This is a genomic window from Natronospira sp. (assembly GCF_007134575.1).
GTDB classification, from domain to species: domain Bacteria; phylum Pseudomonadota; class Gammaproteobacteria; order Natronospirales; family Natronospiraceae; genus Natronospira; species Natronospira elongata.
On record NZ_SLKM01000052.1, the window covers coordinates 1 to 22,586 of the forward strand.

Consider the following 22,586-nt stretch of genomic DNA (forward strand, 5'->3'; position numbering starts at 1 on the left):
AAGACCATGGGCTTCGAGATTGCCGAGCAGATGGGCTGGCGATTGCCCGAGGTGATCATCTATCCCACCGGTGGCGGCACCGGCATCGTCGCCTTGTGGAAGGCATTCAATGAACTGGAATCCCTGGGCCTGATCGGCCCTGAACGGCCCCGCCTGGTCATGGTCCAGTCCGCCGGCTGTGCGCCCCTGGTCAGGGCCTTCGACGTGGGCGCCGACCAGGCCGACCCCTGGCCGGCGGGCGCGACCTGCGCCGACGGTCTGCGGGTGCCGCGCAGTTTCGGCGATCGCCTGGTACTCGATGCCATGCGTCGCAGCCGTGGCCGCGCCCTGACCGTCAGCGATGCAGAAATGCTGGAATATGCTCGCCTGATGGCATCCCGGCTCGGCCTCTTCCCCTGCCCGGAAGGGGCGGCCTGCCTGGCCGCCCAGGTCCGGCTGGTGGAGGAAGGCTGGATCGGCGCTGACGAGCGGGTGGTGCTGTTCAACACCGGCAGCCCCCTCAAGTATCTTCATCTGTGGCCCAACAGTACGCATCCGGAACACACGGCTGACAGTGACAGAAGGATATTCGCCCATGACTGACTGCCCGCAGCGAGCCGAGGAGACCTATGCCGTCAGTCGCTGGAGTGAGGGCTATTGCCGGGTCGACGGGCAGGGCAGGCTGCGTGTGCATCCGGATCGGGACGGTCCCGGGGTGGCGTTGGTGGATGTGGTTCGGCGACTGCCACAGGCCGGTCTGCAGTTACCGGTGCTGTTGCGCTTCCGGGGTATTCTGCGCGATCGGGTGGATGCCCTCTGCCAGGCCTTTGTCTCTGCCTGCGAACACGATGGCTATCGTGGTCGCTACACCGCTGTCTATCCCATCAAGGTCAATCAGCAGCGGGCGGTGGTGGAGGAAATCGTCGCCCATGGCGGTGCCCGTGTCGGTCTGGAGGCCGGCTCGAAGCCTGAATTGATGGCGGTGCTGGGCCTGGCCCCCGATGAGGCGGTGATTGTCTGCAATGGCTACAAGGACCGTGACTACCTGCGGCTGGCCCTGATCGGCGAGACGCTTGGTCATCGCGTCTACATCGTGATCGAGAAGCTTTCCGAAGTACGCCTTCTGGTGGACGAAGCCCGCAAGCTGGGGGTCCGCCCCCGCATCGGCATGCGCATTCGACTGGCCAGTGTGGGCAGCGGCAACTGGCAGAACACCGGTGGCGAGAAGTCCAAGTTCGGACTCTCCGCCGGCCAGATCCTGGCCGCCATCGAGGAGCTGGAGGCAGCCGGCATGGCCGACAGCGTGGAGCTCTTGCATTTCCATCTCGGTTCCCAGCTTGCCAACATCCGGGATATTCAACGGGGCCTGCGCGAGGCGGCCCGCTTCTATGCCGAACTCCACGCCCGCGGCATTGGAATCAAGGTGATGGATGTGGGTGGTGGCCTGGGGGTGGATTACGAAGGCACGGCCTCACGCAGCTATTGCTCGATCAACTACAGCATCCAGCAATATGCCCAGGCCATTGTCCGCAGTCTCTGGGAGGTCTGTGAAGAACAGGCCCTGCCTCACCCGGACATCATTAGTGAATCCGGCCGGGCCCTGACCGCGCATCATGCCGTGCTGGTGACCAATGTGGTGGACGTGGAATCCCCACCCGCAACAGCGCCCGCTGAACCGGAGCCGAAGGCGCCCCTGATTCTGCATGATCTCTGGGAGCTTTATCGGGAGGGCGATCACCGCCCGCCGGTGGAGGTCTATCACGATGCCCTGCACTGGCTGTCGGAAAGTCAGGCCATGCACACCCATGGGGTGATCGATCTGGCCCAACGGGCTCAGGCCGAGGCCCTCTACCAGGCTGTCTGCCGCCGCGTCCGTGCTCGATTGCGGCCCAGCGTGCGCCATCACCGCGCCATTATCGACGAGCTCAACGAGAAACTGGCTCACCGCCTGTTCTGTAACTTCTCCCTGTTCCAATCCCTGCCGGACGTCTGGGCCATTCAGCAGGTCTTTCCCATCATGCCCTTGGCCAAGCTGGATCAGGACCTGGACACCCGGGTGGTGCTAAGGGACCTGACCTGTGACTCCGATGGCCGGATTGATCTCTATGTGGAGGGTGAAGGCCTGGAGGCGACCCTGCCCTTCCCGCCACTGAGCGGTGACGGCCGTGACCTGGTGGGATTCTTCATGGTGGGGGCTTATCAGGAGATTCTGGGCGATATGCACAATCTGTTCGGTGACACCGATTCGGTGGATGTGGACACCGACCCCGAGGCCCCGGACGGCTTTTCCCTCTCTGATCCCGAAAAGGGGGATCGCGCGGACGAACTGCTTCGCTATGTGCATTTTCGCCCCGAAGAGCTGGCCGAGCGTTTCCGTGCCAAGATTGAGCGGGCCGCCCCCGAGCGGGCGGATGAGCTCCAGGCCATCCTCGAGCGGGGACTGCGTGCCTATACCTATCTCGCCACCCCGGTCGAACAGGATAGCGATCCTGCCAATGGAGGCATGTCATGAGTCAGAACCTCGCCGCCTTCGCCGGTCTTGGCAGCATGGGCCGTCCCATGGCCGCCAATATTCAGGCCAAGGGGCTGCTGGCGGCGGTGTGGAACCGCAGTCCCGGGCCCGCCGAGGCGTTCAGCCAGGCCCATGGCCTTCCCCGGGCCGATGATCCCGCTCACCTGGCCCGCCAGGCCAATATCCTGGTCCTGTGCGTTTCCGCCGACGAGGATGTTCTGGCCGTGGTGGACGCCATGCTGCCGGTCCTTGGCCGGGATCATGTGGTGGTGGACTGCTCCACGGTGCGACCCGAGACCGCCAGGCGCATTGCTCAAATGCTCAGCGAAGTGGGCGCAGGCTTCCTGGATGCCCCGGTCAGTGGTGGCACCGAGGGTGCCGAGCAGGGCAGTCTGTCAATGATGATTGGCGGGCGTTGTGAAGACCTGGCCCGCGCTCGTCCAATCCTGGAGGCGATGGCGGGCCGTCTGGTCCACATGGGGCCGGCGGGCAGCGGTCAGGCCACCAAGGCGGTCAATCAGGTTGCCGTTGCCGGCGTCAATCAGGCGGTTGCCGATGCCATGGCATTGGCAAAGAGTCAGGGCCTGGACCTGGACCAGGTGATCCAGGCCCTCTCCGGAGGGGCCGCCGATAGCTGGTTTCTGCAGAAACGGGCACCCAATATGCGCGATGGCGTCTATCCTCTGGGGTTCAGGCTGAGTCTGCATGACAAGGACCTGGCCATTTGCCAGAGCCTGACCGAGGCCATGGGGGTGCGACTGCCGATCATCGAGATGACGCGCCTGCATTACCGAAGGCTCATCGAGGCGGGTCATGGCGACGAGGATGTATCGTCCCTGTTCCGACTCAAGCTGGAACAACTGGAAGAAGGGGAGCAGCGTGGCGGAGACGACGCCGAGCAGCAGCAATAAGCAGGACCCGAACGGCAACACGGGTTTTCTGCCCGATTTTTGTGCCCCCCCGATTCTGTTGCTGCTGGTCCTCGCAGCGCAGTTGCTTGCCTTCCTGCTGGCCCTGGCGCGCAGCCAGTTCGGGCAGGCCTTCTGGGTCGATCTGGGGGTGATTTCCCTGTTTCTGCAGTGGATCGCGCTGGTGAGTGCCGCCGTGATCTGTGCCCTGCGGGCTCCCCTGGGCCGGCTCCCGCGCCATGTGTCGGCCGCTCTCGCTTATCTGGCCCTGGTCACAACCACCTTCCTGCTCTCCCTGTTGGCCTGGTTTCTGGCCGAGTGGTCAGGTCTTGGCGGGGAGTGGACGCCTGACAGTCCCTGGTTCTTCCTGCTGCGCAATACCGCCATCAGCGCCATCGTCAGTGCCGTGGCCCTGCGCTATTTCTACATCCAGTACCAGTGGAAACACAACATCCAGCGCGAGGCAGAAGCCCGGGTGGAGGCCCTGCAGGCCCGGATCCGCCCCCATTTTCTCTTCAACAGCCTCAATACCGTGGCTGCCTTGATTGCCGTGCGGCCGGAGATCGCCGAGCGAGCCGTGGAGGATTTGTCCGATCTTTTCCGCGCCAGCCTGAGCGATGCCGGTGACGGTGTTACGCTCAAGGAGGAAATGGAGTTGGCGGAGCGCTATCTTCATCTGGAGGCTCTGCGTTTGGATGAGCGCCTCAAGTTGCACTGGGATGTGCCGGAATCGGCCGTGGAGCGCGTGCGGGTTCCCCGGCTGATTATCCAGCCACTGGTGGAGAATGCGGTCTATCATGGGATAGAGACCCGACCGGAAGGTGGCGATGTGGAAGTCGTGGCACGCGGGCATGAAGACCATGTGGAGATAACCATCCGCAATCCCCTGCCGGACAGCGATGATCGTCCCACGGCCAGAAAGGGTCACCAGATGGCATTGGACAATGTGACGCAACGACTCAAGCTGCGCATGGGGCCAAAGGCCAGTCTGCAAACGGAGCGTGGGGCGGAGGAGTTTCTTACCCGCCTGCGGCTACCAAGAGAGAGCGAGGGGTAATCTGCATGAAAGTGCTGATCGTGGATGACGAGGCCCTGGCCCGCAGTCGCCTCCGCCACCTCATCGAGGGCATGGCGGACTGGGAGGTGGTGGGTGAAGCGGGTAATGGTCGTGACGCGCTGGAAGCCTTTGCCCGCACCGGCGCCGATGTCGTCCTGCTGGATATTCGCATGCCCGGCATGGACGGGCTGAGTGCCGCCCGCAAGCTGGCGGAGCTTGACCGCCCGCCCGCGGTGATATTCACCACGGCCTACGACCGCTTTGCCATGGAAGCATTCGAGGTGCAGGGGGTGGATTACCTTCTCAAACCCATCCGCGCCGACCGTTTGCGTCAGGCCCTGGAGCGGGCCAGCCGGCCTACCCGGGCCCAGCTCGCCGAACTGGAGCTGCAATCCGACAACAAGGACGATGACGGGGGCCGGGCCCATATTCGTGCCCGCATGGGGGATCAGCTTCACCTCATTCCCATCGAAGATGTGTTCTTCTTTCGTGCCGAGCACAAATACGTGGTCGTCCGGCATCGTAATGGCGAGGTCTTGGTGGAAGAGCCCCTCAAGCAACTGGAAGAGGAATTCGGCAGCCGCTTCCAGCGCATCCACCGCAACGCCCTGGTGGCCATTGACCAGGTTTCGAGGCTGGAGAAAGTCGGCCGGGGGCGGTTTCGCTTGTATCTGCGCGATTGCGATGATTGCCTGGAGGTCTCACGCAGAATGCTCCCCGCTGTCCGGGAGAGATTGGGGCTGTAGTACGCCCTGGATGTGGAGCGCCCCCCCCTCGCCGTGGTCCCCGTCTCATTCAGTTAGAATATCGCCAAACCCCAACGGACGTCGCCGATGAATCGCCTTCGCATCGCTACCCGCCGCAGCAAACTCGCTCTGTGGCAGGCCCAGTTTGCCGCCGATCAATTGTCCCGGGCACGGCCCGGCCTGGCAGTGGAGCTCGTCCCCCTGTCAACGCGGGGCGATGAGTTTCAGTCGGCACCGCTGTCGGAGATTGGCGGCAAGGGCCTGTTCATCAAGGAACTGGAGCGGGCCATACTGGCGGGAGAGGCGGACATTGCCGTGCATTCGATGAAAGACCTCCCGGCCCACCTGCCGGACGGCCTGCGGGTGCCGGCGGTGCTGGCGCGCCACGATCCTCGGGATGCCTTTATCTCCCATCAATACGCCAGTCCGGCAGACATGCCGGCGGGCAGCGTGCTGGGCACCTCCAGCCTGCGCCGCCAATGCCTGATGAAGCAGCAATATCCCCAACTGACGGTCCGTTTCCTGCGCGGCAATGTCCAGACCCGCCTGGCCAAACTGGATGCCGGTGAATATGACGCTATCATCCTGGCCGCCTCCGGGCTTGATCGCATGGATCTCAATGAGCGAATTCGTCGCCGTTTGAGCCCGGAAGAGTCCCTGCCTTCCGTGGGTCAGGGCACCATCGGTATTGAATGCCGGGAAGACGATCATGAGATCATCGAGTTGCTGCAGGCGGTTAACGATGCCGAGACCTGGACCCGGACAAGTGCCGAGCGTGCCATGAACGCCACGCTGGAAGGCAGTTGCTCGGTGCCGATTGCCGGCTATGCGGAGCTGGACGGGCAGGCATTGCGGATCCGCGGCATGGTGGGCTGGCCGGACGGCAGCCAGGTGGTCCGCGCCGAGCGCCAGGGAGACGCCAGTGAGGCGACTGCACTGGGCGACGCGGTGGGCCGGGAAATATTGGCGGCGGGCGGACGGGAAATCCTCAAGCGCCTGGCCGAGGATCATGGATAGCCCGCTGCACGGTGCCGGCATTCTGGTCACCCGCCCGGCGGCACAGTTGGCGGGCGCCATCCGGGCAGTGGCAGACGCCGGCGGCGACGCCCTGGCCTTTCCCCTCTTGAAGCTGGAGTGGCGCGAACCGGCGGCAGAGGAAACGGCCGCCCTGGCGCAGTTGCAGGAAGACGATTGGTTGCTGCCGGTCAGCCCCGGGGCGGTGGAAGCCCTCGGCCATTGGCTGGCCGGGTGCAGGCCGGCATTGCCCCGCCTGCGTGCCGCCGCCGTGGGCCAGGCCACGGCCGAGGCCCTGCGTGAGCAGGCCTGGCAGGTCTCGGCAACACCCACGGAAGGCGATGGCGCCGCGGCGCTGTTGGCCAGTCCGGATTTCAAGGACCTGGACGGACGCCGCGTTCTGATCTGTCGCGGAGAGGGAGGTCGGCGTGTTCTGGATCAGCAACTCCCGGCCCGGGGCGCGGAGGTGTTGGCCCTGACCCTTTACCGGCGTGCCCCGGCAGAGTCCGATCCGGCTCGGTTGGGGCAATGGCTCAAGGCCTCGCGCCTTCATTGCCTGCTATTGACCAGCGCCAGCAGTCTTGAAGCGCTGCTGGCCCGTCTCGATGCGTCTCTGCTGCCATCGCTTCAGCGCCTGGCGGTGGTGGCCCCCAGTGAGCGTGTGTTAAAAATGGCGGCCGAGGCGGGATTTACGGGTCCGCTGCTTGCCGCGCCCGACGCCAGTGACCGTGCCATGGTGCGAACCGCCGCCGATTGGTGGCAGGGCAACAGGACTGTTTCATGAGCGAGAAAGACGACAAGCCGGAATCCGGGAAGCGAACCGATCAGCGTTCTGCCGCCAGTGCAGGCCGTTCCAGGGGGCGGGCCCGCCAGAGCGCTGGTAACGGCCTGTCCGTCCTGGCCCTGTTGCTGAGTCTGAGTCTGCTGGCGGCGGCCTGGTGGGCCTGGGAGCAGCTTGGTGAGCGTCTCGACCGCCTGGACCAGTTGACCGAGAGCCAGCGGGAGCAGGCGGACCGGCTGGAGCAGCTTGAAAGCCGCACCGCTGAGCTGGCGGGCCTGCCGGATACTGTGGACGATGCCCGTAAAGCCACCGCGGCGGTTGCCTCGACCCAGGCCGAACTGGAGGCGGAGATCAGCCGTCTGGATCAGCGCACCGAAGCGCTGCGCGATTTCGTCGATGCCGGTCGGTCTGCCTGGCGGGTTGCGGAGGTGGAGTATCTCCTGCGTCTGGCGACCACCGAACTGCAACTGGCCGGTCGCCATGACACCGCCATGGCGGCCCTGGAAGCGGCCGACGAGCGTCTGGCGGCCCTTGCCGATCCGGCCCTGACCCCGGTCAGGGAGGCCCTGGCCAGCGACCGAGAACGCCTCCGCGCCACTGCCGACCCGGATGTGACCGGCATGGCGATGACCCTGGCGAGTCTGATCGAGCGTGTCGATCGGCTCAGCTTTCGTCGCGATCAACTGCAGCGTGACCCGGCCGAGCGGCCGCCGGGCGACGACGCCGACGGGCTCTGGGACCGCCTGCGCGAGCGCGGCAGCGGCGTCCTGCGGGAGATGGTGACCATCCGCCACGAGGACATGCCCATCCGGCCCCTGCTGGCCCCGGAGCAGGAATACTTTCTGCGCCGCAATCTGGAGCTGAAACTGGAGAGTGCCCGTCTCGCCCTGCTGCGGGGCCAGCCCGAGACCTGGCGGGCGACCTTGAGCGAGGCCCGGGACTGGCTGGAAAGCTGGTATGACCTGGATGACGATGCCGTCGCGGCCATGGACGAAGAGCTGGCGCGGCTGGCCGAGCAACGCATCGTCAGCGAGCGGCCCGACATCGCCAGGAGTCTTGAGCGCCTGCAGGGCCTCATGGAGGCCCGGGACTGATGCGCCGCCTGCTCTGGTTTCTGCTGATCCTGTTGCTGGCCATCGGTATTGGCCTGCTGCTGCGTCAGGACACCGGTTATGTCCTGATGAGCTGGGCAGGCTGGTCGGTGGAGATGAGCCTGGCCATGTTGGCGGTGTTCCTGCTCCTTGGTCTGACCGTCCTCTATTACCTGCTGCGCTTGCTGCGCGGTCTGTTTCGGATGCCTCGGCGCCTGCGGGCCGGCCTGCGCAGCTGGCGTCGTCGTCGCGCCCGGCGGGCATTGACTCGTGGCCTGATTGATCTGGCCGAAGGCCGCTGGCAGACCGCGGAAAAAACCCTTGGCCGAACCGCCGAGGACAGTGAAACCCCGCTCATCAATTACCTGGTGGCGGCCCGGGCGGCGCAACTGCAAGGGGCCCATCAGCGTCGCGATGTCTATCTCAAGAATGCCTACGAACAGACCCCGTCGGCGACCGTGGCGGTGCTGTTGACCCAGGCGGAACTGCAACTGGCCCACGGCCAGCACGAGCACGCCCTGGCCACCCTGAGGCGGCTGCAGGAATTGTCCCCCGGCCACCGTTTCGGTCTCCGTCTTCTGGCCCGTGCCTACCAGGCGGTGGAGGATTGGGCCTCCTTGCACCAGATCCTGCCCCAATTGCGGCGCCAGGACGTGTTTCGCCGCGAGGAAATGGAGACCATCGAGCGCGATTGCTTTCGTCGTCTGCTACAGCAACGGGGGAGTGAAGGCCGTCACGATGTGGTCGCCGAGCTCTGGCAAAAGGTCCCGCGGCGGCTGCGTCGGGAACAGGGACTGTATCGTGATTACATTCGTGCCCTGCTGGCCACGGATGCCCAGCAGACCGCCGAACGGGCGATTGAGGATTACCTCAAGGCGGAGTGGGATATTGAGCTGGTACTGCTCTATGGCGCGCTTGAAGGTGGCGACCCGGCCCGGCGATTGAAACGGGCCGAGGACTGGCTCCGCTATCACCCGCAAGACCCCAGCCTGCTGCTTAGCCTGGCCCGTCTGTGTGTTCGCAATGAGCTTTGGGGCAAGGCGCGCCAGTATCTGGACCAGAGCCTGACGCTTGAGCCCAGTCCCGACGGCTTCGAGGAATTGGGGCGCCTGTTGGAACATCTGGGAGAGCAGGATCGCGCCGCTACGGCCTATCGGCAGGGCCTGGAGCTGGCTGTGCGACGGCAGGTCGGCGAGCCGGGCACCCAGGCACCCATTGTTCCCTCGCCCCGCTAGGCGGCCATGCAGGCGGAGCAAACCCAACCACCGCTGCTGATCGTTGGCTATGGCTATAGCGGTGATGCCCTAGCCCGCCGATGGCTGACCGCTGGCGGCGCCGTCCTGGGCCTGTCACGAACCCCGCCAAGCGACGCCCCCGAGGGCATGGCGTGGCAGGGCATCGATCTGGATCGACTGCAATCCCCGCCACCGGCCATCCTCCCGGATACCCGCGTGGTCTGGTTGGCCCCGCCGCCCCGGCAGGGCAGAACGGATCCTCGTCTGCTGCAGGGCATGCGCTGGCTGTTGCAGGGCGGACGACCCGAGCGCCTTGTCTATGCCTCCACCACCAGTGTCTATGGCCGTGCCGAGGGCCGGGTAGACGAATCCACCCCCGCCCAACCCAGCAATGATCGTGGCCTTCGTCGGCTCGACGCGGAAAACACCGCGCTGGCACTGGGTCGGGAACAGGGCATGACCGTGGTCCGACTGCGTATTGCAGCGATCTACGGCCCGGGGCGATTGCCCGAGGCCCGCTTGCGGGCCGGCAAGTCGCTGGATCCCATCCTGGCCAGCCGTCCCTCCAACCGAATTCACCGGGACGACCTCGCCGAGGCCTTGTTCCTGGCTGCCCTCCGGGCCCCGGCTGACTCGGTCTACAATGTCAGTGACAATAACCCCATCGCCTTTGGTGACTATCTCGATCTTTGCGCCGATCTGATGGGGTTGCCGCGTCCACCGCGCGCATCCACCGAGGGGGACTCGGCGGCGGGATTTCTGCAGGCCCAGCGAGCGCTTGATGCCAGCCGTCTGCAGCGTGAGCTAGGGCTGCGGCTTCGCTGGCCTGACCCGGCCGTAGCCGTGCCCGCCATCGTTCAATCATCGGCACCAGCCTGAAGCGTTTGAGGGGGTATCTTGGGGGCTAGCAGAGTCATCATAGTGTTGCTGATGCTGGTTGCGCCGCTGTCCGTGTTGGCGGACCTGCCCCCCGAGCCCAACTTCTTTGTCATCGATAGTGATGACGGCCTTCCCCATGACAGCATCGAAGCCTTGCTCCAGGACCGACATGGTTTCATCTGGATTGGTACCCAGGGCGGGCTTGCGCGCTGGGATGGCCACCGTATGCGCCTTTATCGCCACGACCGCCATGACCCCGACAGTCTGCCGGGCAGTCATGTGCGGGATCTGGTGGAAGACCGGGCCGGCAATATCTGGGTCGCCACGCTCAGCGGTGGGGTGGCGCGCATCGATGGCGGCACGGGGCGGGTCGAGCGTGTCGGCCCGGAGCAGGGCCTGGCCGACCCCCATGTCAGTGCCCTGGCGGTGGCCCCGGACGGTGGCATCTGGGCCGCCCACCCGGCGGCCGGCCTGAGCCGAATTGACCCACTCCGAATGACCGCCACGCCTCGGCTCCGTTCCTGGGGTGAGGATAATGACCGCCCCGGTGCCCATGCCCTGGCCGCGGATACCGAGGGCCTGTGGATCGGCAGCGGTCCCGGTCTGGATTTTCTGCCCTGGGGCGCTCATCAAGCCCGCACGGTGGAGCTGCCCAAGGCCGACAGCGACAGCGATTATCGTGGCATCACCAGCATTGCCCTGGGACCCGACCGGGAGGTTCTGGTTGCCGGTGGCGCCGGCCTCTGGCGCGGTTCCCGCGAGGCGAACAGCCTGACTCGGGTTCCCCTGCCCCTGGAGGGCGAGGTCAGCCCCTCGCTGTCGGCCATTGCCCGGCATGAGGACGGCACGATCTGGCTCAGTTCGCGGCATGGTTTGTTCTCCATTCCGCCGGATGGTGAGCCCAGCCACCTGGGGGCTGCGTCGCCCGGGGAGGCGGGTCTGCCTGTCCAGGTCCTGCGCACGGCCCTGATCGACCGCCAGGGCCTGTTATGGCTGGGCAGTGAAGCCGCGGGCTTGATTCGCGCCCTGCCGATACCGCCCGGGCTTGATGTCCATCGACTGCAACACGGCGGCAACACCGTTTCCATCTGGGCCCTGGCTCGCGACGAGCAGCGGAGCTGGGTGGGCACCGAGCGGGACGGGGTGTTGGCGCTGGATGCCGAGGGCCGGCTGCAGCGGGCCTGGCTCTATGACGCGGACCGCGGCCAAGGCGAGAATATCTGGAGTCTGGCGACCGGCGGCCAGGGTGTCTGGGTGGGCACCGACGAGCAGGAGCTCCATCTGATCGCTGACGGCGGCGTCGAGGACCGTTCTGCCCTGTTGGCCGATATCCGACTCAGCCGTTCCGCCGCCCTCTGGGACTTGCTCGAGGACAGTCAGGGCAGGCTGTGGATCAGCACCAATGGCGATGGACTGCACCGCTGGGATCCGGGCAGTGAGGTCGTCAGCGCCTTTCGTGCCGACCAGTCCGAGGAGCATGGATTGGGCAGTGATCGGGTAACCGTGTTGCACGAGGATAGTCGGGGGCGGATCTGGGTCGGGACCGAGGGGGATGGCCTTTATGTCTGGCTCCCGGATCAGCGCCGTTTTCGGCATATCCCCGTTGGACCCCGGGGACTGCCGGGCGGCGTCATCGAGGCTATCCGCCACGATCAACAGGGCCGTGTCTGGGTTGCCACCTATGACGGCGGGGTGGCCCGTCTCAGCCCCGATGGCGAGATCAGAGTCTTCGGTCAGGCCGAGGGCCTGCCCAGCGATGTGGTGGTCGGCCTGGAAGTGGACGCCGAGGACCGGGTCTGGGTGATGACCAGCACCGGGCTGGCTCGAATCGACCCGGACGGACGGCTCGCCCGTCTGGGTGCTGCCCAGGGTCTGCCCGAGCTGACTTTTCATGCCGGTGCCCATGGCCTGGACCCGGCCGGCAGACCCCTGTTCGGGGCAGCCGACGGCATTCTGGTCGTGGACCCGGCGGTGGTGACGGTGCAGGAGGTGGACGCCCCCCTGCGCCTGACCGCGCTGAGGGTAATGGGCGAAGACCGATGGCGGGGTGGTGACAATGATCAGGCGGTCTGGACTGAAGGCTCCCTGCGGCTCGCTCATGAGCAGACCGCCCTGTCGCTGGACTTTGCCTTGCTTGACTACCGCGATCCGCGGTCCCATCAGTACCGCTACCGCTTGCTGGGTCAGGATGATGACTGGCAATACACCGATGCCACCCGGCCCACGGCGACCTATACCAATCTGGACCCTGGTGACTATCGATTTGAGCTGGCGGTGCGCGATGCCAGCGGTGCCTGGCGGGAATTGGATGCGCCCCTGCTGATCGAGCTGCCGGCTGCGCCCTGGCGCCGTCCCGAGGCCATGCTCGCCTATGCCATTTTCACTGTTTTTGCCCTGACCGGCCTGTTCATCCTCTGGCGTCGCCGCGGTTTGCGGGAACGGGCCCTGCAACGAGAGCGGGAGCAGCGCCAATGGATCGAGCAGTTGCACGAGCTTTCCCGTCGTCTCGCCGAGCCGGCCGATCGCAGCCGACTGCTGGATCGTTTCCTCTCCCAGCTTCTGGCCGTGCTGCCCGTGGAAGCGGCAGCCGTCCGCCTGGAACGATACGGCAATCTGCCACCGACCCGGGTGACCCGATCCCGGGAAGGCAAGTCCCCACTCAGCAGCCAGGATGCGGGGGTCATGGCTCTGCCCCTGGAAACGCGACGCCGTCATCTCGGTCAGTTGCATTTACGCCCCCTGGCCGGCCGGCCACTCAAGGCACGGGACCGGGCGGCCGTATCGGCATTCACCGATCAGGCCGCCCAGGCCCTGGATACGGCATTGCTGGTTGCCGAAGCGGATGCCGCCAACCGGGCCAAGACAGCGTTTCTGGCCAAGCTCAGCCACGAGATCCGGACACCGGTGAGTGGCATCCTTGGCCTTGCCGACCTGCTGCTGCGCGAATCACTGGACGAGCGCAGCCGCGATTATGCCCGTGCCATCGCCAGCTCCGGGCGCAGCCTGATGGCCATTCTCAGTGACATTCTCGACAATGCGCGGCTGGAGGCCGGGCGCATGGAAATCCATCCGGCCCCCTTCGACCTGGTCGCGGCGGTCGAGGATACCGCCGCCCTCCACGCCGGCCAGGCGAGCGCCAAGGGCCTGGCCGTGGTCACGCACATCGATCGTGAGCTGCCGGCCCGTGTGGTCACCGATGAGGTCCGCCTGCGCCAGATCCTCGGCAATCTGCTCAGTAACGCCACCAAGTTCACCACCGAAGGGGCGATTACCGTCGAACTGGATCGCTTTGATGCCGAGCGATTGCGCATGAGCGTTGCCGATACCGGTCCCGGTATGACCGATGAGGCAGTGGAACGCCTGTTCCAGCCCTTTGCCCGTGCCCATGAGGTGGCCCAGGTCGACGGTACGGGGCTCGGCCTGGTCATTTGCCGGGAGCTGGCCCGCTTGATGGGCGGTGAGATCCGTCTCGATACCGAGCCGGGCGCGGGCAGCCGTTTCGAGGTGATCTTTCGGGCCGAAAGTGCCGGCGGCAAACGGGCGCTGACCCGCAGTACGCGGCGGTTCACCATTTTGGCGTCACCAGGACCGGCCGGCAAAATGATTGCGCTTCGCCTGTCCGAGTCCGGCCTGGAGGTCCGCCTGGAAACGGCGCTGGACCGCAACATGCCGGCTGACGAGATCGTCCTGGTCTGCGATGAGCAGGGGCTTTATCCCCGAGAAAAACCGGAATGGCGGCTGGACTGGCCGATCCGGGAGGCGCGTCTGGCGGAATTGCTGGATCGACTCTCGGGTCTTGAGGCGGTTGGAGGGAAAGAAGAGCCGTCCTCAGCGGCTGTCGAATCATCCGCTCAGGGCGCCCGCGTTCTGGTGGCCGAAGACAATCCGGTCAATGCACGCGTGATCAGCGATGTTCTGGAGACGGCCGGCTATCAATTACATCTGGTGGGCGACGGTCGATCCGTACTCGCTGCCGTTCAGGCGTGGCAGCCCGCGGTGGTACTCATGGATCGCCACCTGCCCGATATGGACGGCCTCGCCGCCACCCGCGCCCTGCGTGAACAGGGTTACACCGAGCTGCCGGTGATTGGATTGACGGCCGCCATTTCCAGTGAGGAACACGCCGAATGTCGTCGAGCCGGCATGGATCGGGTGGTCGTCAAGGACGGCAATCCTGGGCCCATGCTTGAGGCATTGCGCCAGGCCCTGCTTGGAGCGCTCAGGGACGACTCCGAGCCGAATCCAGCCACTCGATAATGGGGTCCCACTGCTCCCAATCCTGGTAGCTCATATAGGGCGCCATCTCCCAGACACCGATGCCGCGGTCAAAGGCCCTGACGTAGTTCTGGGTATCCCGCAGGGCGCCGACATAGGGGACCCGTTGGCGCTCGAGAAAACGATAGAGGCTGGCCGTAATGCGGGTATGGTCCTTGACCCGATTACCCACCAGGGCGGTCTTGACCCGATCATAGCGGGCGTTTTCTCGTAATTCCTTGACGAAACGGGTGGCTGCCTCCATGTCCACCGGGGAGGGCAGCACCGGGATCAGCACGGTTTCGGTCCGCCGCAGCAATTCCGTCAATGCCGGGCCGCGCACCCCGGCCGGCGCATCAATGATCAGATAATCCGGCTGTCCCACCCCCTGAAGGCCTTCTTCATGGGCGACCATGCCGCGGATATCCGGCCATTTCTCGTCTCGACGTTCCAGCCAGGCAAGGCTCGACTCCTGGGGATCGAAATCCGCAAGAACCACATCGTGTCCCTCGCTGGCGTAATAGGCGGCAAGATTGGTGGCGAGTGTTGTCTTACCTGAACCACCCTTGGGATTCAGAACCATGATCTGGCGCATGCCGGCTCCTTCGGTCCGTTTCCTCGGTGTGTGTCGCCTGAAGTATAGAAGAACTCGCGGCAAACGTCGGAAGCATCCCCCGAACACCCTCCGCTTGCGACGCTGGAACCGATTGAACCAGCGGCTCGCAAACGCACGGGCTGCTATCATGCGCTCATTCAAGCGACCCAGGGTGCAATGGCATGGAATACAAAGACCTGCGCGATTTCATCGATCAACTGGAACAGCGCGGCCTGCTCAAGCGGATCAGCCATCCGGTGGATCCGAAACTGGAAATGACGGAAATCGGTGATCGCACCCTGCGCGCCGGGGGCCCGGCACTGCTGTTCGAGAATCCCACCGGTCATGACACGCCGGTACTGGCCAATCTCTTCGGCACCACCGAACGCGTGGCCCTGGGCATGGGGGCCGAGTCGATCGAGTCCCTGCGTGAGATCGGGCGCCTGCTGGCCTTTCTCAAGGAGCCGGATCCGCCCAAGGGGATGCGGGACGCATGGGAGAAGCTGCCGATATTCCGCAAGGTCATGAGTATGGCGCCCAAGGTCGTGAAGAAGGCGCCCTGCCAGGATGAGGTCCTGGAAGGCGAGGATGTGGATGTGGGCAAGCTCCCGGTGCAGACCTGCTGGCCCGGCGATGCCGGGCCGCTGATCACCTGGGGCCTGGTTACCACCCGGGGACCGGATGGCGGCCGCCAGAACATGGGCATCTATCGTCAACAGCTGATCGGCCGCAACCGGGTCATCATGCGCTGGCTGGGCCATCGCGGGGGTGCCCTGGATTTTCAGTCCTGGCAGCAGGCCCACCCGGGAGAGCCCTTTCCCATTGCCGTCACCCTGGGGGCTGATCCGGCGACCATCCTGGCCGCCGTGACCCCGGTGCCTGATCGTCTGTCTGAATACGCCTTCGCCGGCCTGCTCCGTGGTGCCCGCACCGAACTGGTCAAATGCCTGGGTTCGGATCTCCAGGTCCCTGCTTCGGCGGAGATCGTGCTGGAAGGCCATATCCATCCCGATGACATGGCCGCCGAAGGCCCCTTCGGTGATCACACCGGCTACTACAACGAAGTCGAGCGCTTTCCGGTCTTTACCATTGCTCGCATCACCCGGCGTAAAGAACCCATCTATCACAGCACTTACACCGGCCGGCCGCCGGATGAACCGGCCGTGCTGGGGGTCGCCCTCAACGAGGTTTTCGTGCCCATCCTACAGAAGACCTTTCCCGAGATCATCGACTTCTACCTGCCGCCGGAGGGTTGCTCCTATCGCATGGCGGTGATCAGCATGAAGAAACAGTATCCGGGCCACGCCAAGCGGGTGATGATGGGAACCTGGTCGTTTCTGCGCCAGTTCATGTACACCAAGTTCGTCATCGTCGTCGACGAGGACGTCAACCCAAGGGACTGGCAGGACGTGATCTGGGCCATGACCACACGCATGGATCCGGCTCGGGATACCGTCATGGTGGAGAACACGCCCATCGACTATCTGGATTTCGCCTCCCCGGTATCCGGACTCGGCTCCAAGATGGGGATGGATGCCACCAGCAAATGGCCTGGAGAGACGCAACGGGAATGGGGTCGGCCAATCCACATGGATGTCGAGACCAAGCAGCGTGTTGATGCCATCTGGGATGAGTTGGGCATCGATTGACGATGACGGCATTGCCGCCGCCTGTACTCGTGGTTGATCCGTTAGTCCTCGAAATCTGACAATTCGAGGGATGCGGATTCTATGTTGTGAGAAGGCCTTTGCGGATTTGCCCGCTGCTCCTTCGCCTGCGCCTGAGGTGTCGACATGGGGATCCCTGCCCCGGATGACAAACTGCGTGCCTGGACCGGCTGCTTGCTGCTGGGGCTTTTGCTGCTTTTGACGGCGATGCCAGTCGCCGCCCGGGCGGCGCAGGCAGATGATATTCAGGCCCGGTTGGCCGCCGTCGAAGACAGGGTGGCCGCTGCCGAGCAGGTCGGCGACTTCCAGCAACTTGCCGAGGCCGAAATCGAGCGTGCCCAGATCAACCAGGAGCTCGAGCGGCCGTCACTGGCACGTCAGGCTTTTCAACGGGCCCTGGATGCCTTTCGCCGCAGCGAGGATCAGGTGGGAGCGCTCGAGGCCCTGACCGGTCTCGGCAATACCCTGACCGATCTGGAGGAATACGATCGTGCCCTGGAAGTTCTCTATGACGCCCTCCGTCTCGCCGATAACCTGGAAAAACCACAGGCTGCCGGTGAACTGGAGGCCCGGATCGGGGAAGTACATTTTCATACCCAGGACCTGGATGCTGCCGAAAATTATTTCCAACGCATGCGGGAGCGCTTCGAGGGCGGTGATTATCAGGAAGGTTATGCCTCGGCCCTGAACAACCTGGCGGTGATCGCCCGCCACCATCAGGATCTGGCGCGCGCCGAAGCGCTCAATCGAGAAAGCCTGGCCATTCGCGAAGCCATTGGCGATAGCGAGGGCATGGCGGCGTCCTACAACAATCTCGCCGTGGTGGCTTGGCTTGAGGGTGAGCTGGCGGAGACCGAGCGCTGGCATCAGCGGGCGCTGGCACTTTACAAGGAGGTGGGCAATCGACGAGGCGAGGCCCGCTCCCTGCATAACCTTGGCTACACCTACATCCTGCAGGAGGATTTCCCAAGGGCGGAAGAATACCTGGCGGCCAGTTGGGAAATCATTGAGGAGATCGATTCCGATAATCTCCGTGTTGGGCATTTCAATCGAATGGCCGAGCTGCATGCCGCTCGCGGTGATTACCCGGCGGCCCTGGAGGCCCGCACCCGCCAGCTGGAGCTGGTGCAGGAACTGCAGGGTGAGCACCGGCAACGCCAGATTGCGGAAATGCGTGCCCTGTTTCAGGCCGATGAAAGGGAACAGGAGATTCGCCTGCTGGAGCAGGAACGCCAGACTCAGCGTGTGGTACGCAATGCCTTGCTCATCGGTGCCCTCGGCCTTGCGCTGATCCTCATCCTGCTGTGGAACCGCTTTCTCATCAAGAGTCGCAGTAACCGGCTCATCGCCGCCCGAAACGATGAACTCAATGCCATGGACCGTCTGGTGGCGGCCCTAAACAATGAGGAAGAGTTCGCCAGTCTGCTCTCCCGCATCCTGGAAGAGGCCACCGACTTTTTCGAGGCGGCTGATCGAGGGGCCTTCATGGTCAGATCGCCGGAAGGCACTTTCTACCCGGCGGTCTGGAAGGGGTTCCGCTACCAGGGCATTCGCAAGGTACGGCTTAGCGAGGCCGAGGCTCGGGCCCGCTACTTGAATGATGCGGAAAGCCTCTGCGAGGGTGTGTATTTGCGTCGTCGGCCCGAAGGCATCCGCGGTCATGAGTCCCTTCAGAAGGAAGACCCCAGTCTCGCCATGCTGGCCATCGCCATCACCATGGATGGGGAAGTGGCCGGCTATCTCATTCTTCAGAGTCAGAAGTATGAAGATGCCTTTAACGTGGCCGACCGGGACAGCTATCGGCGTTTCCGGGAGCATGCGGTTTCCGCCTTCCGGCGGGCACGGCACCTGGAACAGTTGGCCGTTGAAAAGGAAGCTGCTGAACATGCGCGTTGCGAGATGGAGCGGCTGGCGCGCAGCGACAGCCTTACCGCCTTGCCGAATCGGCGCTGCATGCAGGAGCGTCTGGACGACGAGTGGGTAAGGATTCAGCGCAGTCAGCGGCCGGCGGCCCTGATACTGTGCGATATCGATCATTTCAAGCGCATCAACGACAGTCTGGGCCATGAAGCCGGTGATGCGGTCCTGCAAGCCGTGGCCGCTCAATTCCGCGAACGCCTGCGGGCTCAGGACAGTGTCGCCCGCTGGGGTGGCGAGGAATTCCTGATCCTGCTGCCGGAAACCGATACCGCCGGCGCCGTGGAGCTTGCCGAGGCCCTCCGTGCCCGTATTGCCGCCAGCGAGGTGCCTTATCAGGATGACCGGATCGCGGTCACCCTCAGTTTCGGCGTGGCCCCGCTGGACCCCGCTCAGGCGGTGGAAAACAGCATTCGCCGGGCCGATGAAGCCCTGTATGCGGGCAAGCGAGGGGGGCGCAATCGGGTAATTGCGGCGCCGGATTTGCCAGCCGGCGCCTGAGCCGGTGGCAAGCGCAGGGGGTCGGCCCCATAATGGGGCGCAATCGCCCAGCGCAGGAGGATCACGGATGAGTGGATTCAGGAATCCCGACCAGCAAGCCATTGCAGAGCAGTTGAATCGCACCCGCCGCATTGCGGTGGTCGGCCTCTCGCCCAAGGAAGGGCGTCCCAGCCACGGCGTGGGCGCTGCCCTCAAGCGCCTCGGTTTCGAGCTGACCGCTGTGCGGCCCGGCAGCCACGAGGTGATGGGGGTACCCGCAGTGCCCAGCCTTCGGGATCTGAACGGTCCGGTGGATATGGCGGTGGTCTTCCGCCGACCCGAGCATGTGGCCGAGGTGGTGGATGACGCCATCGCCGCCGGTGTGCCCGCGCTCTGGCTGCAGGACGGCGTGATCGACCGGGATGCCGCAAGACGCGCCGTGGATGCCGGCCTGTTTGTGGTCATGGATCGCTGCATCTATCGCGATGGCGTGCCCCTGATGCAGGCCGATGCGAACTGAGGCTGCTTACTTGGCGCGCGATTTTTTCAAAATGCAGGGCCTGGGCAATGACTTCGTCGTCTTCGACGCGGTGGCCAGGCCGGTTTCACTCAGCTCCGAACAGGTTCGCCGGATTGCCCATCGCCGCCTGGGCGTGGGTTGTGACCAGATCCTGGTGCTGGCCGCGCCGCGTGACCGGGACAGCGATTTCTTTTATCAGGTCTTCAACGCCGACGGCAGCGAAGTCAGCCAATGCGGCAATGGGGCCCGTTGCGTGGCGCGCCTGGCGGTAGACGCCGGCCATGCCGCTGACGGCCCCATCCGCCTTGGCACCCGTGGTGGTGTCATGATTGCCGAACTGGCCGGCGAGGCCGGGGTGAAGGTGAATATGGGCCGCCCGGATTTTCGCCCGGGCAGCCTGCCGGCCCGCTTCGATCAGCCCGCCCCGGGCCCGGTTACCCTTGAGCTGGACGAGCAGCTTGTGACGCTGCACCTGGTCTCCATGGGCAATCCCCACGCGGTGATTCGCGTTGAGGATGTTGAGCGGGCGCCGGTGAGCGAGCTGGGCCCGCGCATTGAGAACCACCCGGCCTTTCCCGAGCGGGTCAATGTGGGCTTTTTGGAGGTCCGCGGTCGTGACCGGGCCCGCCTGCGGGTCTGGGAGCGTGGCGCGGGCGAGACCCTGGCCTGTGGCAGCGGCGCCTGTGCCGCCATGGCCGCTGGTCGGCGGGCCGGCTGGTTTGATGAACGGGTGGATATGGGGCTGCAAGGTGGAAATCTCGTGATAAGCTTTGAGGGAGACGGCAGGCCGCTCTGGATGCAGGGCCCGGCCGAGTACGTATTCAAGGGAAGTATTCGGTTATGAGCACAGAGCGCAAACTTGGAAATGATAATTCGATGGCGGCGGATGAAGCGTCGGTCATCGACTACCTCAACAGCCAACCGGATTTCTTCGATCGCCATCCGGAGCTGGTGAGTCGGCTGCGCGTGCCCCACCACAGCGGCGAGGCTGTCTCCCTGGTGGAAAAGCAGGTGGCCGTGCTGCGCCAGCAGAATCGCCAGCTGGAGCGCCGGCTGGTGGACCTGGTGGATGTGGCCCGCAGCAATGACAGTCTGATCGACCGCATGCACCAACTGGCCCTGGCCCTGGTCACCGCCAGCGATCGCCAGGAACTGGTCGCCGGGCTGGACGATGTGCTGAGAAACCGTTTCGACGCCGACGAGGTGATCATCTGCCTGTTTGCCGATCGCTCCGATGACGGCGGCGATTCACCGGCCCGCCTGGTGCATCCGGAGGATCCCGGGCTGTCAGCCTTCCGCAATTTCCTTCGCGGTGGCCGCCCCCAACTGGGCCGTCTGAGCGAGGCCCAGCTCGCCTTTCTCTTCGGCGAGAAGGCCGAGGGTCGGGTGGGCTCGGCTGCCCTGGTACCCCTGGGGGCCGATGCCAGCCAGGGCATGATCGCCATCGGCAGCCGCAACAAGGACCATTTCAGCGCGACCCAGGGAACCCTCTTCCTGGAGCGGATGGCCGACCTGGTGGCCGCCACCCTGGCCCGGCAACCGGCCCCGGGTGAGCGTGGCGTCTGAATCCCGGTCTCCGCTGGCCGGGGACGTTGATGCCTACCTTCACTACATTGCCCATGTGCGTCGGCTTTCGCCCCGCACCCTAAACGCCTATCGCCGCGATCTGGCTGGATTTCTCGACTGGCTGGCTGCCCAGGGCATCACTGGCTGGACGGCGCTCGACAGTCAACATGTTCGCCAGTGGGCCGCTCTCCAGCGTCGCCGGGGCCAGTCCGCGCGCAGTATCCAGCGGCGCCTGTCGGCGGTCCGCAATCTCTGTCGGCATCTGATCCGCGAGCGCCGACTCAGCCACAACCCGGCCGAGCAGGTGACGGCCCCCAAGGCCGGCAAGCGACTTCCGGCCACCCTGGATGCCGATCAGGTTGGGGTTTTGCTGGACATGCCTGCCGACACGGTGCTGGCGCGTCGTGACCGGGCGGTGATGGAGCTGTTCTATGGCGCCGGCCTGCGTCTGGCCGAATTGGCTGGCCTGGATCTGAATCAGATCGATTTTGCCGAGGGCATGGTTCGGGTCACCGGCAAGGGCAGCAAGACCCGCATCGTCCCCATGGGGCGCAAGGCAGCCGATGCCCTTAGGGACTGGCTGCGGGATCGAAGCGCCATGGCCGAGGAAGGTGAGCAGGCGGTCTTTGTCAGCCAGCGCGGGACCCGCCTCAGCCATCGCAATATTCAGGCCCGCATCCGTCACTGGGCCCGGGTCCTGGGGCTGCCCGTCCCTGCCTACCCCCATCTGCTGCGCCATTCCTTTGCCAGCCACTTGCTGGAGTCCAGCGGCGACCTGCGCGCGGTGCAGGAACTGCTCGGCCATGCCGACATCAGTACCACCCAGATCTACACCCACCTTGATTTTCAGCATCTCGCCCGCACATATGACAAGGCGCATCCGCGCGCCCGTCGCCGCAAGCCGCCACAGGCCGTCGACGATCAGGAGTGACCGGGTTTCAGTAGCCGCCATTTCCCGGCATCATCCCCATCCCGGACAAGCAGGAGCCAGCAATGGAGCAGTATCGAGGTACCACCGTACTCAGTGTGCGCCGTGGTGAGCAGGTGGCCATGGCCGGCGATGGCCAGGTTTCCCTGGGCAATACCATCATGAAGGGCAATGCCCGCAAGGTCCGCAAGCTGCACGACAACAAGGTCCTGGCCGGCTTTGCCGGTGGTACCGCCGACGCCTTTACCCTGTTCGAGCGCTTTGAAGGTCAGCTCCAGAAACACAGTGGCAATCTCACCCGGGCGGCGGTGGAACTGGCCAAGGACTGGCGGACCGATCGTGCCCTGCGGCGACTCGAGGCCCTTCTTTGTGTGGCGGACAGGGAGGTCTCGCTGATTATTTCCGGCAATGGCGATGTGATCGAGCCGGAAGAAGGCATCATGGCCATCGGTTCCGG

The 22,586-nt window shown here is 64.8% G+C and carries 19 protein-coding genes; 18 read left to right on the forward strand and 1 reads right to left on the reverse strand.

Going from position 1 to position 22,586, the window contains the following annotated elements; all coding sequences use genetic code 11:
- The 11 genes from ACJWXQ_RS02075 to ACJWXQ_RS02125 form a co-directional block, all read left to right on the forward strand.
- Nucleotides 1-582: pyridoxal-phosphate dependent enzyme (locus tag ACJWXQ_RS02075; protein WP_406672041.1), on the forward strand; the 582-nt coding region annotated here is incomplete at its 5' end.
- Nucleotides 575-2,491 carry a biosynthetic arginine decarboxylase gene (gene speA / locus ACJWXQ_RS02080; RefSeq protein ID WP_346050621.1) on the forward strand — a complete coding sequence of 639 codons (1,917 nt, stop codon included), beginning with the start codon at nt 575-577 and terminating at the stop codon, nt 2,489-2,491. The genes ACJWXQ_RS02075 and speA, both read left to right, overlap by 8 nt.
- A complete protein-coding gene (locus ACJWXQ_RS02085; RefSeq protein WP_346050620.1) occupies nt 2,488-3,402 on the forward strand; it encodes an NAD(P)-dependent oxidoreductase in 915 nt (304 codons plus the stop codon). The genes speA and ACJWXQ_RS02085 overlap by 4 nt, the downstream gene beginning before the upstream one ends.
- Complete coding sequence (locus ACJWXQ_RS02090; protein ID WP_346050619.1) at nt 3,371-4,456, forward strand: sensor histidine kinase; 1,086 nt, start codon at nt 3,371-3,373, stop codon at nt 4,454-4,456. Before ACJWXQ_RS02085 ends, ACJWXQ_RS02090 begins: the two co-directional genes overlap by 32 nt.
- Before the next feature lie 5 nt (nt 4,457-4,461).
- Nucleotides 4,462-5,202: a LytTR family DNA-binding domain-containing protein gene (locus tag ACJWXQ_RS02095; protein ID WP_346050618.1), complete on the forward strand. Its 741-nt coding sequence runs from the start codon at nt 4,462-4,464 to the stop codon at nt 5,200-5,202.
- Between the two features lie 87 nt (nt 5,203-5,289).
- Nucleotides 5,290-6,219 (forward strand): hydroxymethylbilane synthase, encoded by a 930-nt coding sequence (hemC, locus tag ACJWXQ_RS02100; RefSeq protein ID WP_346050617.1) that lies wholly within the window; start codon nt 5,290-5,292, stop codon nt 6,217-6,219.
- Nucleotides 6,212-7,000, forward strand: a complete 789-nt coding sequence (locus tag ACJWXQ_RS02105; RefSeq protein ID WP_346050616.1) for a uroporphyrinogen-III synthase — start codon at nt 6,212-6,214, stop codon at nt 6,998-7,000. Before hemC ends, ACJWXQ_RS02105 begins: the two co-directional genes overlap by 8 nt.
- Nucleotides 6,997-8,091, forward strand: a complete 1,095-nt coding sequence (locus tag ACJWXQ_RS02110; protein WP_346050615.1) for a uroporphyrinogen-III C-methyltransferase — start codon at nt 6,997-6,999, stop codon at nt 8,089-8,091. Before ACJWXQ_RS02105 ends, ACJWXQ_RS02110 begins: the two co-directional genes overlap by 4 nt.
- Nucleotides 8,091-9,323 carry a heme biosynthesis HemY N-terminal domain-containing protein gene (locus ACJWXQ_RS02115; RefSeq protein ID WP_406672042.1) on the forward strand — a complete coding sequence of 411 codons (1,233 nt, stop codon included), beginning with the start codon at nt 8,091-8,093 and terminating at the stop codon, nt 9,321-9,323. Before ACJWXQ_RS02110 ends, ACJWXQ_RS02115 begins: the two co-directional genes overlap by 1 nt.
- Before the next feature lie 6 nt (nt 9,324-9,329).
- A complete protein-coding gene (locus ACJWXQ_RS02120) occupies nt 9,330-10,202 on the forward strand; it encodes an NAD-dependent epimerase/dehydratase family protein (RefSeq protein WP_346050613.1) in 873 nt (290 codons plus the stop codon).
- A 51-nt stretch (nt 10,203-10,253) separates the two neighbouring features.
- On the forward strand, nt 10,254-14,459 hold the full coding sequence (locus tag ACJWXQ_RS02125) for a two-component regulator propeller domain-containing protein (RefSeq protein ID WP_406672046.1): 4,206 nt from the start codon (nt 10,254-10,256) through the stop codon (nt 14,457-14,459).
- Here the strand turns inward: ACJWXQ_RS02125 and ACJWXQ_RS02130 are convergent.
- On the reverse strand, nt 14,422-15,051 hold the full coding sequence (locus tag ACJWXQ_RS02130) for a ParA family protein (RefSeq protein WP_346050612.1): 630 nt from the start codon (nt 15,049-15,051) through the stop codon (nt 14,422-14,424). The two genes, ACJWXQ_RS02125 and ACJWXQ_RS02130, sit on opposite strands and share 38 nt — an antisense overlap.
- A gap of 182 nt (nt 15,052-15,233) precedes the next feature.
- On the opposite strand from ACJWXQ_RS02130, the gene ubiD reads away from it, so the two are divergent.
- The 7 genes from ubiD to hslV all read left to right on the forward strand — a co-directional run.
- Nucleotides 15,234-16,700 carry a 4-hydroxy-3-polyprenylbenzoate decarboxylase gene (gene ubiD, locus ACJWXQ_RS02135; RefSeq protein WP_346050611.1) on the forward strand — a complete coding sequence of 489 codons (1,467 nt, stop codon included), beginning with the start codon at nt 15,234-15,236 and terminating at the stop codon, nt 16,698-16,700.
- Nucleotides 16,701-16,844: 144 nt separating this feature from the next.
- Nucleotides 16,845-19,136 carry a diguanylate cyclase gene (locus ACJWXQ_RS02140; protein ID WP_406672043.1) on the forward strand — a complete coding sequence of 764 codons (2,292 nt, stop codon included), beginning with the start codon at nt 16,845-16,847 and terminating at the stop codon, nt 19,134-19,136.
- A 67-nt stretch (nt 19,137-19,203) separates the two neighbouring features.
- The gene (locus ACJWXQ_RS02145; protein WP_406672044.1) at nt 19,204-19,635 is read left to right on the forward strand and encodes a CoA-binding protein; all 432 of its coding nucleotides are present in this window, start codon (nt 19,204-19,206) and stop codon (nt 19,633-19,635) included.
- 31 nt (nt 19,636-19,666) lie between these two features.
- Complete coding sequence (gene dapF / locus ACJWXQ_RS02150) at nt 19,667-20,479, forward strand: diaminopimelate epimerase (protein WP_374729192.1); 813 nt, start codon at nt 19,667-19,669, stop codon at nt 20,477-20,479.
- A 32-nt stretch (nt 20,480-20,511) separates the two neighbouring features.
- Nucleotides 20,512-21,201, forward strand: coding sequence for a DUF484 family protein (locus ACJWXQ_RS02155; protein ID WP_346050607.1), 690 nt, complete (start codon nt 20,512-20,514; stop codon nt 21,199-21,201).
- Nucleotides 21,185-22,132: a tyrosine recombinase XerC gene (gene xerC / locus ACJWXQ_RS02160; RefSeq protein ID WP_346050606.1), complete on the forward strand. Its 948-nt coding sequence runs from the start codon at nt 21,185-21,187 to the stop codon at nt 22,130-22,132. The genes ACJWXQ_RS02155 and xerC overlap by 17 nt, the downstream gene beginning before the upstream one ends.
- A 62-nt stretch (nt 22,133-22,194) precedes the next feature.
- Nucleotides 22,195-22,586, forward strand: a 392-nt coding sequence (gene hslV, locus ACJWXQ_RS02165) for an ATP-dependent protease subunit HslV (RefSeq protein WP_406672045.1), incomplete at its 3' end; no start/stop codon positions are given.

Bases quoted from the DNA above. Each gene is read 5' to 3' on its own strand.
- speA (WP_346050621.1), top strand. From the start codon at position 575: ATGACTGACTGCCCGCAGCGAGCCGAGGAGACCTATGCCGTCAGTCGC.
- ACJWXQ_RS02085 (WP_346050620.1), top strand. From the start codon at position 2,488: ATGAGTCAGAACCTCGCCGCCTTCGCCGGTCTTGGCAGCATGGGCCGT.
- ACJWXQ_RS02095 (WP_346050618.1), top strand. From the start codon at position 4,462: ATGAAAGTGCTGATCGTGGATGACGAGGCCCTGGCCCGCAGTCGCCTC.
- hemC (WP_346050617.1), top strand. From the start codon at position 5,290: ATGAATCGCCTTCGCATCGCTACCCGCCGCAGCAAACTCGCTCTGTGG.
- ACJWXQ_RS02105 (WP_346050616.1), top strand. From the start codon at position 6,212: ATGGATAGCCCGCTGCACGGTGCCGGCATTCTGGTCACCCGCCCGGCG.
- ACJWXQ_RS02110 (WP_346050615.1), top strand. From the start codon at position 6,997: ATGAGCGAGAAAGACGACAAGCCGGAATCCGGGAAGCGAACCGATCAG.
- ACJWXQ_RS02115 (WP_406672042.1), top strand. From the start codon at position 8,091: ATGCGCCGCCTGCTCTGGTTTCTGCTGATCCTGTTGCTGGCCATCGGT.
- ACJWXQ_RS02120 (WP_346050613.1), top strand. From the start codon at position 9,330: ATGCAGGCGGAGCAAACCCAACCACCGCTGCTGATCGTTGGCTATGGC.
- ACJWXQ_RS02125 (WP_406672046.1), top strand. From the start codon at position 10,254: ATGCTGGTTGCGCCGCTGTCCGTGTTGGCGGACCTGCCCCCCGAGCCC.
- ACJWXQ_RS02130 (WP_346050612.1), bottom strand. From the start codon at position 15,051: ATGCGCCAGATCATGGTTCTGAATCCCAAGGGTGGTTCAGGTAAGACA.
- ubiD (WP_346050611.1), top strand. From the start codon at position 15,234: ATGGAATACAAAGACCTGCGCGATTTCATCGATCAACTGGAACAGCGC.
- ACJWXQ_RS02140 (WP_406672043.1), top strand. From the start codon at position 16,845: ATGGGGATCCCTGCCCCGGATGACAAACTGCGTGCCTGGACCGGCTGC.
- ACJWXQ_RS02145 (WP_406672044.1), top strand. From the start codon at position 19,204: ATGAGTGGATTCAGGAATCCCGACCAGCAAGCCATTGCAGAGCAGTTG.
- dapF (WP_374729192.1), top strand. From the start codon at position 19,667: ATGCAGGGCCTGGGCAATGACTTCGTCGTCTTCGACGCGGTGGCCAGG.
- ACJWXQ_RS02155 (WP_346050607.1), top strand. From the start codon at position 20,512: ATGGCGGCGGATGAAGCGTCGGTCATCGACTACCTCAACAGCCAACCG.